12 protein-coding genes are annotated in these 12,558 nt (G+C 61.1%); 6 read left to right on the top strand and 6 right to left on the bottom strand.

Annotated features, from left to right (window positions below; genetic code table 11):
* Positions 1-17: 17 nt before the first annotated feature.
* The 6 genes from ACHMXK_RS18410 to ACHMXK_RS18385 all read right to left on the bottom strand — a co-directional run bounded on the left by ACHMXK_RS18410 (position 18) and on the right by ACHMXK_RS18385 (position 6,523).
* The gene (locus ACHMXK_RS18410; RefSeq protein WP_397441963.1) at positions 18-1,082 is read right to left on the bottom strand and encodes a malate/lactate/ureidoglycolate dehydrogenase; all 1,065 of its coding nucleotides are present in this window, start codon (positions 1,080-1,082) and stop codon (positions 18-20) included.
* Between the two features lie 19 nt (positions 1,083-1,101).
* Positions 1,102-2,628 (bottom strand): UxaA family hydrolase, encoded by a 1,527-nt coding sequence (locus ACHMXK_RS18405; protein ID WP_397441962.1) that lies wholly within the window; start codon positions 2,626-2,628, stop codon positions 1,102-1,104.
* Positions 2,629-2,640: 12 nt separating this feature from the next.
* The gene (locus ACHMXK_RS18400) at positions 2,641-4,032 is read right to left on the bottom strand and encodes a TRAP transporter large permease (RefSeq protein ID WP_397441961.1); all 1,392 of its coding nucleotides are present in this window, start codon (positions 4,030-4,032) and stop codon (positions 2,641-2,643) included.
* Between the two features lie 13 nt (positions 4,033-4,045).
* Positions 4,046-4,600: a TRAP transporter small permease gene (locus ACHMXK_RS18395; protein WP_397441960.1), complete on the bottom strand. Its 555-nt coding sequence runs from the start codon at positions 4,598-4,600 to the stop codon at positions 4,046-4,048.
* 81 nt (positions 4,601-4,681) lie between these two features.
* Positions 4,682-5,686, bottom strand: coding sequence for a sialic acid TRAP transporter substrate-binding protein SiaP (locus tag ACHMXK_RS18390; RefSeq protein ID WP_397441959.1), 1,005 nt, complete (start codon positions 5,684-5,686; stop codon positions 4,682-4,684).
* A gap of 96 nt (positions 5,687-5,782) precedes the next feature.
* Positions 5,783-6,523, bottom strand: coding sequence for a FadR/GntR family transcriptional regulator (locus ACHMXK_RS18385; protein WP_397441958.1), 741 nt, complete (start codon positions 6,521-6,523; stop codon positions 5,783-5,785).
* Between the two features lie 436 nt (positions 6,524-6,959).
* Between ACHMXK_RS18385 and ACHMXK_RS18380 the strand changes: the two genes are divergently transcribed.
* From ACHMXK_RS18380 to ACHMXK_RS18355, 6 genes are all read left to right on the top strand, one after another.
* A complete protein-coding gene (locus tag ACHMXK_RS18380; protein ID WP_397441957.1) occupies positions 6,960-7,703 on the top strand; it encodes an SDR family oxidoreductase in 744 nt (247 codons plus the stop codon).
* Entirely contained in the window at positions 7,700-8,446 is a 747-nt protein-coding gene (locus ACHMXK_RS18375; RefSeq protein WP_397441956.1) for an SDR family NAD(P)-dependent oxidoreductase, read from the top strand. Before ACHMXK_RS18380 ends, ACHMXK_RS18375 begins: the two co-directional genes overlap by 4 nt.
* Positions 8,447-8,487: 41 nt before the next feature.
* Entirely contained in the window at positions 8,488-9,336 is an 849-nt protein-coding gene (locus ACHMXK_RS18370) for a fumarylacetoacetate hydrolase family protein (protein WP_397441955.1), read from the top strand.
* Between the two features lie 126 nt (positions 9,337-9,462).
* On the top strand, positions 9,463-10,233 hold the full coding sequence (locus ACHMXK_RS18365; protein ID WP_397441953.1) for a TetR/AcrR family transcriptional regulator: 771 nt from the start codon (positions 9,463-9,465) through the stop codon (positions 10,231-10,233).
* 24 nt (positions 10,234-10,257) lie between these two features.
* Positions 10,258-12,054: an acyl-CoA dehydrogenase C-terminal domain-containing protein gene (locus ACHMXK_RS18360; protein WP_397441952.1), complete on the top strand. Its 1,797-nt coding sequence runs from the start codon at positions 10,258-10,260 to the stop codon at positions 12,052-12,054.
* A gap of 31 nt (positions 12,055-12,085) precedes the next feature.
* The gene (locus ACHMXK_RS18355; RefSeq protein ID WP_397441951.1) at positions 12,086-12,526 is read left to right on the top strand and encodes a DUF2147 domain-containing protein; all 441 of its coding nucleotides are present in this window, start codon (positions 12,086-12,088) and stop codon (positions 12,524-12,526) included.
* Positions 12,527-12,558: the final 32 nt, after the last annotated feature.

Raw genomic sequence — 12,558 nt, 5'->3', positions numbered from 1 at the left:
TGGCGACTCTGCCAGGCTTATTCCGGCAAATCCACGCCGACCTGACGGCCGGCGGCCCGCATGTCCTGCCAGGTCTGGCCATCCACCACGATGCCGGTTTCCTGGCGCTGCAGGCGGGTCGCACGTTCGGGCTCGCCGGCGATCAATACGGCGTCCACGCCGGGTGCGGCGGGCGCCGCCTTGAGCCAGTCGACAAACGCCAGCGCCTCCTGTTCGAAACTCGCCTGGGTGCCAAGTTGGGACGGGTCGATCAGGATGGTCAACATGCCGTTGACCACAGCACGAACCGCCGGATCGGCCGGCTGGTGCGCCGTGCCGCTGCCGGTCAACGCACCGCCCAGCAACTCACAAGCCACGGCCATGCCGTAACCCTTGTGGCCGCCAAACGCCAGCAGGGCGCCGAACAGGCCACCGCTTTGCGGCACCACCACGACGCCGGGCTTGGTGGTGGGCAGGCCGTGTTCATCTATCAGCAGGCCGGGTTCCACCTGCCGGCCTTCGTTGTGGGCGACCCGCATCTTGCCTTGCGCCACCTGGCTGGTGGCGAAGTCCAGCACAAAGGGCTCACGCCCCGCGAGCGGAATGCCTATGCAACAGGGGTTGGTGCCATAACGCCCGTCGGCGCCGCCAAAAGGCGCAACCACCGGGCGCGACAAGACATTCACAAAATGCAGGGACACCAAGCCCTGGGCCACGGCCATCTCGGCAAAATGCCCGATGCGGCCCAGGTGGTGGGCGTTGGCCAGGCTCATGATGCAACTGCCGTGGGTCTTGGCGCGTGCCATGCCTAAGGCCATGGCTTGTTCGCCCACGACCTGGCCATAACCACGCTGGCCGTCCAAGGTGAGCAAGGAGCCGGTGTCCAGCACCACCCGCACGCTGCTGTTGGGTTTCAGGCCACCTTCCAGCACCGCCTCCACATAACGCGGCAACATGCCCACGCCGTGGGAGTCGTGGCCGCTCAGGTTGGCCAGCACCAGGTTGGTGGCGACACATTGGGCTTCATCGGGGCTGCTGCCAGCCGCTATTAAAACGGTAGCTACTTGCGCACGCAGTTCGGGGGCTTGAAGTGTTTTTTGCATAATTTCTTTGAATCAGGATCTACATCACGGCGCCAACTTGCCAGGGCACAAACTCGTTTTGCCCGTAGCCGTGGGTTTCGCTTTTGCTTTGTTCGCCCGAGGCGGTGGCCAGCACCAGCTCGAAAATGCGCTGCCCCATCTCGGCCACCGTGCTGCTGCCGTCGATGATCTCGCCGCAGTTGATGTCCATGTCGTCTTCCTGCTTGCGCCACAACGCCGAGTTGGTCGACAGCTTGAGCGAAGGTGAAGGTGCGCAGCCATAGGCCGAGCCGCGGCCGGTGGTGAAACAGATCAGGTTGGCGCCGCCCGCCACCTGGCCGGTTGCGCTGACCGGGTCGTAACCCGGTGTGTCCATGTAGACAAAGCCGTGCGCCGTCACCGGCTCGGCGTATTCATACACCGCTTGCAGGTTGCTGGTGCCGCCCTTGGCGACGGCGCCCAGGGATTTTTCCAGGATGGTGGTGAGTCCGCCGGCCTTGTTGCCCGGCGAGGGGTTGTTGTTCATCTCGCCCTGGTTGATCTGGGTGTAATGCTCCCACCACTTGATACGCTGGATGAGTTTTTCACCGACCTCGCGTTTCACCGCGCGGCGTGTCAGCAGATGTTCGGCGCCATAAATTTCCGGCGTTTCACTGAGGATGGCCGAGCCGCCGTGGGCCACCAGCAAGTCCACCGCCGCACCCAGCGCCGGGTTGGCACTGATGCCGGAATAACCGTCCGAGCCGCCGCATTGCAGGCCGATGGTGATGTGGGCCGCGCTGCAGGGTTCGCGTTTCACGGCATTGGCCTGGGGCAACATCTCATTGATCAGCGCAATGCCTTTGGCCACGGTTTTGGCCGTGCCGCCTGTGTCCTGGATGCTGAAGACACGCAGGGTTTCGCCTTCACGCAGGCTGCTGTTGGCCAGCCAGGCATTGATCTGGTTCGACTCGCAACCCAGGCCCACCACCAGCACGGCGGCAAAGTTGGCGTGGGTGGCGTAACCGGCCAGGGTGCGCTGCAAAATCTGCATGCCCATGCCCTCGGTGTCCATGCCGCAACCGGTGCCGTGGGTCAACGCAATTACGCCGTCCACGTTGGGAAATTTTTCCAGCGCGGCAGGGTGGTTTTGCCGCGAAAAATGATCGGCCATCGCGCGTGCCGCCGTGGCCGAACAATTGACGCTGGACAAAATGCCGATGTAGTTGCGTGTCGCCACGCGCCCGTCGGCGCGTTTGATGCCCATGAAGCTGGCCTCCAGCCGCGCCGGCTCGGGTTTCACATCGGCGCCAAAAGCGTAGTCGCGCGCGAAGTCGCCCTTGTCGGGCCCCATGTCCAGGTTGTGGGTGTGTACATGTTCACCGGCGGCGATGGCCTTGCTGGCAAAACCGATGATCTGGTTGTAGCGCCGCACCGGTTCACCGGCGGCGATGGCATGGGTGGCGATTTTGTGGCCGGCCGGGATCAGGCCTTTGACCGTGATGCTTTCCACCGTGGCGCCGCCCAGCAGTTGCTGGCGGGCGATCAGGACGTCGTCCTGGGGATGCAGGCGAATGAAGGGGGTCATGACTAATTCTCTTCAATAAAACATTTTCGGCAGCCACAACACCAGCTTGGGGCAGTAGGTGATGATGACCAGGCTGAGCAGCAGGGGCACCAGCCAGGGCAGGATGGCCATGGTGGTGCGCTCCACCGAGAGTTTGGCCACACGGGCCAGCACAAACAGCACCATGCCCATGGGCGGATGCAGCAGGCCAATCATCAGATTCAGCACCATCACCAGGCCGAAATGCACAGGGTCTATGCCCAACTGCTGCGTGATCGGCAACAGAATCGGCACCAGGATGGTGATGGCCGCCGTGGGCTCCAGGAAACAACCGACAAACAACATCAAGAGGTTGGCCAGCAGCAAAAACACCCAGGCCTCCTGCGTGAAACCAAGCACCCATTTGGCGATGTCGGCCGTCACACCGGTGGCGGTCAACATCCAGCCGAAGATGGAGGCAGCGGCCACAATGAACAACACGGTCGAGGTGGTCTCCACGGTGTCCAGGCAGACCTTGACAAACATCTTGAACTTCAGCGTGCGGTACCAGGCAAAACCCAGCACCATGGCCCAGACGCAGGCCGCAATCGCACCTTCGGTCGGTGTGAACAGGCCGGTGGTCATGCCGCCTATCAGCAGCACCGGTGTCATGATGGGCAGGACGGCTTCGAACTTGAAAAGTTTGTCGAGCACAAACAGCCCGACCAGGCCCGAGATAACTGTCAGTTGCGGCGGCGCACCCATGTTGATCAGGCCCCACAAGACCAGCGGCCAGGCGGCCACCACGCCTAATTCGGCCAGCGCCTTGGCCAGCCGGCTGCCCGAGAACTTGATGTCGCCGCCCCATTTGTTTTTGTAGGCGAAATAAGTCACGGTCAACATCATCAGCACCGCCATCAGCAGGCCAGGCAGTAGCCCGGCCAGAAACAGCGCACCGATGGAGACGTTGGCCATCATGCCGTAGATCACAAAAGGCAGGCTGGGCGGAATGATGGGGCCCAGGGTCGCGGAAGCGGCCGTGACACCGACCGCAAATTCAGGCGAATAACCATGTTCTTCCATGGCCTTGATCTCTATCGTGCCCAGGCCGGCGGCATCGGCAATGGCGGTGCCGCTCATGCCGGCAAAAATCACCGAGCCCAGCACATTCACGTGCCCGAGGCCACCCTTGAGCCAACCCACCAGGGCCAGTGCAAAGTTGTAGATGCGGGTGGTGATGCCGGCGTTGTTCATCAGGTTGCCGGCCAGGATAAAAAACGGCACGGCCAGCAGCGGAAAACTGTCTATGCCGGAGACCATGCGGTGGATCACCACAAACGGCGGCAGGTTGCCGCTGAACAGGATGTAGACCAGCGAGGCGCCGGCCATGGCCACGGCGACCGGAATGCCGGCGCCCATAAAAATCAGGAAAAATATTTTCAGCATGTTGTGTTCCGCTTCAGCGCTCGTCCATGGAGGAATCCGGGCGTTCCAGCACGCTGTAGCCCCGGCGGTAGTGAATGATGCTCACCTGCACCGAGCGAAATAGCATGGCGGCAAAGCCGAGCAGGCACAAGGCGTAGACGATGTTCATGGGCAGATCGACAATTGTCATGCGGGTCTGGTTGCCGATCTTGAGCATCATCTGGATGGTCATGACCACCGCCGCGGCAAAAAAGCCGGTGCGCAATACGTCCACCAGTCCGGACAACAGGCGGCACAAGGGTTTGGGCAGGTGGCGGTAGAAAAAGTCGACCTGGATGTGGTTGTTCTTGACGATGCCGACGGCCGCGCCTATGAAGACCACGGCAATCAGTTCATAACGCGCAATTTCTTCGGTCCAGGCGGCGGAATCGTTGGCCACGTAACGTGTCAGAAACTGGTAAAAAACCGTCAGGCCCAGGAGCCAGAACAGGCCCAGCGCGAGCCAGGCTTCGAAGGTGGTTTGCGACAGGTCGACGGCCTCGTCTTCAACATGGAACTCGCCGTCGTCGCTGATTATTTTGTCACTCATGAAACGCTCCGCAGGGTGGCTTCTTCAAAAAGTTGCCCGCGCCGCCAGGGGCCGCACGGGCAAGGGTCATCGCTGGTGGGTTTATTTGATCGCGATGATGCGGTCGTAGTCCTGCTGGCGGTAGCCGTGTTCGGTCGGCTTGGTGTTTTTCAGCACCGCTTCACGGAAGGCGGCTTTGTCCACCGTGATCACGTTGTTGCCTTTTTTCTTGAACTCTTCGGTCAGGCGTGCTTCGGACGCGATGATCTCGCGGCCGGTGCGTTCGGCGGCTTCCTGCATCACCTCGGAGAAAATTTTCTTTTCATCCGCCGAGAGTTTGGCCCAGAGCTGGCCCGAAGTCACGGTCAGCAGCGAGTCGATGATGTGGCCGGTCAGGGAGATGTTCTTCTGCACCTCGAAGAATTTTTTGGCCTCGATGGTGGGCAGCGGGTTTTCCTGCGCATCGACGGTGCCGTTTTGCAGCGCCAGGTAGACCTCGGCAAAAGCGATCGGTGTGGCGTTGGCACCCAGCGACTTGGGGAAGGCGAGGTAAGCCGGTGCATCGGGCACGCGGATTTTCAGGCCCTTCATGTCTTCCGGCTTGGCCACCGGCTTGCTTGCGCTGGAGGTCACGTGGCGTGCGCCATAGTAGTTGAGGGCGGTGATGTGGTTGCCGCTTTTGTCGTCATAACCCTTGGCCAGTTCCTTGAAGACATCACTCTTGGCGTATTTCAGCAAGTGGTCGGCATCGCGGAAGATGAAGGGGAAATACGTCACGGCCAGCGGCTTGTAGGTGTTGCCCGCGAAGCTGGCGCCGGACAGGATGATGTCGACGGTGCCCAGGGTCAGGCCCTGGTTGATGTCCGCTTCCTTGCCCAGTGTCGAGGCCGGGAAGACCTGGATCTCGTATTTGCCGTTGGTGCGTTTTTTTATTTCCTCACCGGCCCACACCGAGTATTTGTGGAAAGGTTCGGAGGTTTCGTACACATGCGCCCATTTCAGCTTGGTCTGTGCATGTGCAATGCCGGACAGGCCTACCGTGCTCGCCATCAGGGCGCAGGCAGCTATTGTTTTGAGAGCGTATCGCTTCTGGGTCTGGGTTGTCATGATGTCTCCTCGTTGGGTGGTTGCTGGCGGTCAGAAAAAGAGCGTTGTACGTGCCAGTCGTACACCGCGGTTCGGGGTGAGCGGGTGTTGGCCGGCTTAACGCGGCTCCTTGAGTTTTTGCGCCTGGCGCCAGCTGACGCTGAAACGCGTGTGCGAGTTGTCCATGTGTTCGTGCATGGCCAGGCGTGCGGCGGCGGCGTCGCGTTGGCGCACGGCATCCAGAATGGCTTCGTGTTCGGTGATGGCGGCGCGCCAGGACTGCACGGTTTCAAAATAACCGCCCAGGCGTTCGAACAGCGGGCCGCGACGCGAGTCCCAGAAACGCTGCACGGTTTCAATCAGCACCACGTTGTCCGTGGCTTCGACGATGGCGGTGTGGAAGGCGCGGTCGCCTTCCAGCGGCAACACGGCGCGGTCGGCATCGCTGCGCATGGCGTCCACGGCCCTGGCCATGGCGTCGATATGTTGGCGTTTGGCCTGGGTGGCGGCGATGGCGGCCGTTTCGCCTTCGATCACCCGGCGCGCGCGTATCAGCTCCAGCGGCCCCCATTCATCGGGTGACAACTCGGGGCGTGTGCCCTGGTGCTTGCGGCTGGCCTGGCTGCTGCGGTCCAGCACGTACACGCCGGAGCCGGTGCGTATTTCCACCCAGCCTTCGACCTCCATCGCAATCAGGGCTTCGCGCACGGAAGGCCGGCTCACGCCCAGCTGTTTGGCCAGGTCGCGTTCGGCCGGCAGCCGCGAGTCCACGGCCCACTCGCCGGCGGTGATGAGGGCACGCAACTGCCCCGCGATCTGGCGGTACAGGCGTTGGGGTTCGACGGTTTGCAGCGGCACGGAAGAAAGAAGGATTAAGGGTTAGCCAGAATTGGACAAGTGGTAAGGCCAATTAATAATCCCACGAAACGTTGGTCACCCACATCCGGCAAAACCCTGTGCCGGTGCGGCGCCGGCGTAAGAGCCTGTTTGCGATCTTGATGAGGTCGCGTTGGGGCGCAATCGGGATGAGTTGCTCGCCAACACCTCGCCGCATGGGCTGATGCCCATGCAAAAGGTTTGGTGGGCAAATCGCCCGATTTCGCCCCAACCCGAAGGGCAGGTGCCTTTTCGGGCGGTCTGCGGCGTTGCGGCGCTTGCCAATAGCTGGCTATTGGCGGCGCACCACGCCTTGCAGCCCGTCCCGAAAAGACACCTGCGCGGCCCCATCAAGATCGTAAACAGGCGCTAAGACCGGGCAGCCGGAAAACGCAGTGCAAACACAGAAGGAAAACACATGAGACTTCAAGGCAAAACCGCATTGATCACGGCGGCGGGGCAGGGCATAGGCAAGGCCAGCGCGTTGGCCATGGCCGCAGAAGGCGCCCAGGTCTGGGCCACCGATGTCAACGAGAAACTGCTGGCCGACTACGCCGGTGTGCCCAACATCCATGCGGTGCCGCTGGACGTGTTGGACAAGGCGGCCATCCAGAAACTGATCGCCGGCATGCCGGCCCTGCACGTGCTGTTTAACTGCGCGGGGTTTGTTCATGCCGGCACGGCCTTGCAGGCCACCGACGAAGAATGGGAGTTTGCTTTCAACCTCAACGTGCGTTCGCAGTTCTGGACCATCCAGGCCGCGCTGCCGCGTATGTTGGCGAACAAGGGTGGCCAGGGTGAAGGCAGCATCATCAACATGGCCAGCGTGGTCAGCATCAAGGGCCTGCCGAATCGTTTTGTGTATGGCGCGTCCAAGGCCGCGGTCATCGGCCTGACCAAAAGTGTGGCGGCCGACTATGTGTTGCAAGGGGTGCGCTGCAACTGCATTTGCCCCGGCACCGTGGACACACCATCGCTGCAGGACCGCATCAATGTGTTTGAAGACCCGGTCGAGGCGCGCAAAAACTTTGTGGCGCGCCAGCCCATGGGTCGGCTTGCGCAACCCCACGAAATCGCACCGGTCGTGACCTTTCTGGCCAGCGATGAAGCCGCTTTTGTCACTGGCCAGCACTACAACATCGACGGCGGCATGACCATATGAACCAGCTCGATTTCAAGGGCCGCCATGCCGTGGTGACCGGGGGCGCGACCGGTCTTGGCTACGCGATTGCGCAGCGCTTGATTGAATCGGGCGGCGGCGTGACCTTGTGGGACAGTGATGAAAGCGCCGCAAAGAAGGCGGCCACGGCATTGGGCCCCCAGGCGTCGGCGGTGGCCGTGGATGTGTCGCAACATGAATCCGTCCGTGCCGCCGTGCAGGCGACGCTGGGCATCGCTCCCAGAGTTGATGCACTGGTCAACAGCGCCGGTGTGACCGGCCCCAACGTCAAACTCTGGGATTACCCGGTGGATGCGTGGCGCCAGGTGATGGATGTCAACCTCAACGGCCTGTTTTTGTGCTGCCGGGAATGGGCGCCACATCTGCGCGCCAACAACTACGGCCGCATCGTCAACATCGCCTCGGTCGCGGGCAAAGACGGCAACCCCAACGCCAGCGCCTACAGCGCCAGCAAGGCGGCGGTGATCGCGTTGACCAAATCGCTGGGCAAGGAACTCGCCGATACTGGCGTGCGGGTCAATTGTGTGACGCCGGCCGCGGTGAAAACCGCGATTTTTGAGCAGATGACGCCCGAACACATTGCCTTCATGTTGTCGAAAATCCCCATGGGGCGTTTCGGCACCCCCGAAGAAGTGGCGGCCATGGTGGCTTGGCTGTGTACCGAAGAATGTTCGTTTTCGACCGGCGCCGTGTTTGACCTGTCAGGCGGGCGCTCCACCTATTGATTGCTTGCGACATTTGATTTTGATTTAACCAAAGGAAAAAAATGAAACTCGTTCGTTATGGCAACCCGGGCAAAGAAAAGCCAGGCCTGATTGATGCCGATGGCAAGCTGCGCGACCTGAGCGGCGTGATCGCGGACATTGGTCCGGATCAGCTCGGTGATGCCGCGCTGGCCAAGCTGCGCAAACTCAAAACCGACAAGCTGCCGCTGGTCAGGGGCAAACCACGTCTGGGCAGCCCGGTCGGCGGTGTTGGCAAGTTCATCGCCATCGGCCTGAACTACGCCGACCACGCGGCCGAAGCCGGCCTGCCGATTCCCGCCGAACCGGTGGTGTTCATGAAAGCCACCAGCTGTATCCAGGGCCCGAACGACCCGGTGATGTTGCCCAAAGGCTCGGTCAAGAGCGACTGGGAAGTCGAGCTGGGTGTTGTGATCGGGACACGCGCACGTCATGTCTCGCAAAAAGATGCGCTGAATTTTGTCGCCGGGTATTGCACCATCAACGACGTCAGCGAACGCGAATTCCAGATCGAGCGCGGCGGCACCTGGGACAAGGGCAAGGGTTGCGACACCTTCGGCCCGTTAGGCCCCTGGCTGGTGACCCGTGAGGACGTGCCGAATCCGCAAAAGCTGGCCATGTGGCTGGACCTGAACGGTGAACGTGTGCAGACCGGCAGCACCAAAACCATGATTTTCAGCGTGGCCAAAATTGTCAGCTACGTCAGCCAGTTCATGACCCTGCTGCCCGGCGATGTGATCACCACCGGCACACCCCCCGGCGTGGGTCTGGGCATGAAACCGCCGTTGTTCCTGAAAAAAGGCGATGTCATGACCCTGGGCATCGAAGGCCTGGGCGAGCAGCGCCAGGTGGTCGTGCCCTTCAAGCTGTAAACCGCTATTTCGGGGTTTACCCCCGAAATAGCTAGAAGAAGTCCTCTAGAAGTCCTCGGGTTTTGGTGGGGCGCATGGAAATGCTGCAAAATAGAACGATCGTTCGTTTTTATTTGGCGCCTTTCCATGTCTGTTTCCGAGTCCCCTCTCAAGCCCCTTCGCCCCGCCGGCCCGCGTGACAGCAGCCGTGCGGGCTCCATGGGCCATGTGGGCCTGCAAAAAGGCCAGCAAACCAAGGCTGCCATTGTGGATGCGGCCCTGGGGCTGGCGACGCAGATCGGCCTGGAAGGCCTGAGCATAGGTGCGCTGGCCGAAGTCATGCGCATGAGCAAGTCCGGCGTGTTTGCCCACTTCGGCTCGCGTGAAGAACTGCAGATTTCCGTGATCCGCGAATATTTCGCGCGTTTTGAGGAGGAAGTTTTTTACCCCGCGCTGAACGAACCCAAAGGCCTGCCGCGTGTGCAGGCGCTGTTCGGCAACTGGATGAAACGGGTTGCGGTCGAACTCCAGTCGGGTTGCATTTTTATCAGCGGCGCCGTCGAGTTTGACGACCGACCAGGCCCGGTGCGTGATGCCTTGGCCACCTCGGTGCAGACCTGGCTGGCCGCCATGAACCGCGCAGTGGTGCAGGCCAAGGAGGTCGGCCATTTGCGCGCCGATGCCGACGAGCGCCAGATCACCTTTGAAATCCACGGCCTGATCCTGGCCCTGCATTACGAAGCTCGTTTTCTCAAAACGCCAGGCTCCATGGAACGCACCTTGCGTGCCTTCCAGAGCATTCTGGCGCGTTACGGCAGCGATGCCACCCTGGCGCCAGCCACCCCTTCCGCAGTGCTGAAAAAAAGCGCTGCCCGGCCGCCACGGGCCGCGTCCTCTTCTCATTCGTCTTCCGTTTAATTTCCCTGTTCAAAGGACTTTTCCATGCCTCAATACACCCCACCACTGCGCGACATGCAATTTGTGATGCACGAAGTGCTCAAGGTCACCGACGAGTTCAAGGCGCTGCCCAAACACGCTGATGTCGATGCTGAGACCATCAATGCCGTGCTCGAAGAAGCCGGCAAGTTTGCGTCCGAAGTGACTTTTCCGCTGAACATCAGCGGCGATACCGAAGGCTGCAAGCTGGACACCGCCACCCACGCGGTCACCACACCCAAGGGTTTCAAGGAGGCGTATGCCCAATACATCGAAGGCGGCTGGGCTGCGCTGAGCGGCGATCCGGCCTACGGCGGCCAGGGGCTGCCGCTGGTGGTGAACCAGTGTTTTTACGAAATGCTCAACAGCGCCAACCAGGCCTGGACCATGTACCCGGGCCTCACCCACGGCGCGCATGCGGCATTACACACCCATGGCACCGACGAGCAAAAACAGACCTATCTGCGCAAGATGACCAGCGGCGAATGGACCGGCACCATGTGCCTGACCGAGTCGCATTGCGGCACCGACCTGGGCCTGATGCGGACCAAGGCCGAACCCCAGGCCGACGGCAGCTACAAAATCACCGGCAACAAGATTTTCATCAGCGCCGGTGAACATGACATGGCCGACAACATCATCCACCTGGTGCTGGCCCGCCTGCCCGATGCGCCTCCCGGCATCAAGGGTGTGAGCCTGTTCATCGTGCCCAAGTTCCATGTCAACAAGGACGGCAGCCTGGGCGAGCGCAACGGCATTTATTGCGGCGGCCTGGAGCACAAGATGGGCATTCACGGCAACGCCACCGCACAGATGGTGCTGGAAAACGCCGTCGGCACCATGGTCGGCCAGCCCAACAAGGGCATGCAGGGCATGTTTGTGATGATGAACGCCGCACGCCTGGGCGTGGGCAACCAGTCCTTGGGTCTGACCGAGGTGGCTTTCCAGAATGCCCTGGCTTATGCCAAGGACCGCATCCAGATGCGCTCCCTGTCGGGCGTGAAGGCCAAGGACAAACCAGCCGATCCCATCATCGTGCACCCCGACGTGCGCAAGATGTTGCTGACGGCCAAAGCCTACGCCGAGGGCGGCCGCGCGCTGTCGATTTATTGCGCCATGTTGCTCGACAAGGAACACAGCCATCCCGACGAGAAAGTGCGCAAGGACAGCGGCGAGATGTTGTCGCTGCTGACACCCATCATGAAAGCCTTTTTGACCGACAACGGCCACATCGCCACCAACGCCTGCATGCAGGTGTTTGGCGGCCATGGCTTCATCAAGGAATGGGGCATGGAGCAGTTTGTGCGCGACAACCGCATCAACATGATTTACGAAGGCACCAACACCATCCAGTCGCTGGACCTGCTGGGTCGCAAAGTGCTGGGTAACAACGGCGCCACGTTGAAGAAACTGGGAAAAATGGTGGGCGCACTGGTGGCGGAAGAAGGCGTGAACGAGAAGATGGCCGAGTTCATCAACCCGCTGGCCTACCTGGGCGAGCAGATGACCAAGTTCACCACCGAGCTGGGTTTCAAGGGTTTCCAGAACCCCGACGAAGTGGGCGCGGCGGCTGTTGACTACCTGCGTGTGGCTGGTCACCTGGTGTTTGGTTATTTCTGGGCGCGTATGGCGCAAGTGGCACTGCGTGAAATTGCCGCCGGCAACACCGACCCCTTCTACCTCGCCAAGCTGCAGACGGCGCGTTTTTATTTCGCCAAGCTTTTCCCCGAGACCGCGACGCTGATGCGCACCGCGCGCAGCGGCAGCAAGGCCTTGATGGACACCGACGCCGCTCTGGCCTGAGATTTGTGAGCCTTTTAGCCCGGGAGCCCTTATGAAACATGCACGATTAGCTATTATTTCAGGAGCTATCTTATTTTTGGCGCTCCCGGTGCTGGCCCAGATGACGCCGGTCGGCCTGTGGCGCAACATCGACGACAAGACCGGCCAGGCCAAGGCAGAAATCCGCATCAAGACGGACAGCCAGGGTGTGCTCAGCGGAGTGATTGAAAAAGCCTTGGTGACCAGTTCCGAACCCTTGTGTGTCGCCTGTACGGATGACCGCCAGGGCAAACCCAAGCTGGGGCTGGAAGTCATACGCGGCGCCAAAAAAGCAGAAGGCAAGGACGTGTGGGAAGACGGGAAAATCCTGGACCCCGACAACGGCAGAAATTACAGCCTGCGTTTAACACCTGTCGACGGTGGCGCGAAGCTTGAGGTCCGCGGCTCCTTCGGCCCCTTCGGGCGAACCCAGACCTGGGTACGCATTCAGTAAACCTTTCATTCAAACAGCGTCGGGGCCTGGCC

Source organism: Polaromonas sp. UC242_47, assembly GCF_044452385.1.
Lineage (GTDB): Bacteria > Pseudomonadota > Gammaproteobacteria > Burkholderiales > Burkholderiaceae_C > Polaromonas.
The sequence above is the reverse complement of the archived record's forward strand: the minus strand, read 5'-3'. Positions and strand labels throughout refer to the sequence as shown.

What these genes read in the sequence shown, in the direction of transcription:
- ACHMXK_RS18410 (WP_397441963.1), bottom strand. Translation starts at nt 1,082, where the DNA reads ATGCAAAAAACACTTCAAGCCCCCGAACTGCGTGCGCAAGTAGCTACC.
- ACHMXK_RS18405 (WP_397441962.1), bottom strand. Translation starts at nt 2,628, where the DNA reads ATGACCCCCTTCATTCGCCTGCATCCCCAGGACGACGTCCTGATCGCC.
- ACHMXK_RS18400 (WP_397441961.1), bottom strand. Translation starts at nt 4,032, where the DNA reads ATGCTGAAAATATTTTTCCTGATTTTTATGGGCGCCGGCATTCCGGTC.
- ACHMXK_RS18395 (WP_397441960.1), bottom strand. Translation starts at nt 4,600, where the DNA reads ATGAGTGACAAAATAATCAGCGACGACGGCGAGTTCCATGTTGAAGAC.
- ACHMXK_RS18390 (WP_397441959.1), bottom strand. Translation starts at nt 5,686, where the DNA reads ATGACAACCCAGACCCAGAAGCGATACGCTCTCAAAACAATAGCTGCC.
- ACHMXK_RS18380 (WP_397441957.1), top strand. Translation starts at nt 6,960, where the DNA reads ATGAGACTTCAAGGCAAAACCGCATTGATCACGGCGGCGGGGCAGGGC.
- ACHMXK_RS18375 (WP_397441956.1), top strand. Translation starts at nt 7,700, where the DNA reads ATGAACCAGCTCGATTTCAAGGGCCGCCATGCCGTGGTGACCGGGGGC.
- ACHMXK_RS18370 (WP_397441955.1), top strand. Translation starts at nt 8,488, where the DNA reads ATGAAACTCGTTCGTTATGGCAACCCGGGCAAAGAAAAGCCAGGCCTG.
- ACHMXK_RS18365 (WP_397441953.1), top strand. Translation starts at nt 9,463, where the DNA reads ATGTCTGTTTCCGAGTCCCCTCTCAAGCCCCTTCGCCCCGCCGGCCCG.
- ACHMXK_RS18360 (WP_397441952.1), top strand. Translation starts at nt 10,258, where the DNA reads ATGCCTCAATACACCCCACCACTGCGCGACATGCAATTTGTGATGCAC.
- ACHMXK_RS18355 (WP_397441951.1), top strand. Translation starts at nt 12,086, where the DNA reads ATGAAACATGCACGATTAGCTATTATTTCAGGAGCTATCTTATTTTTG.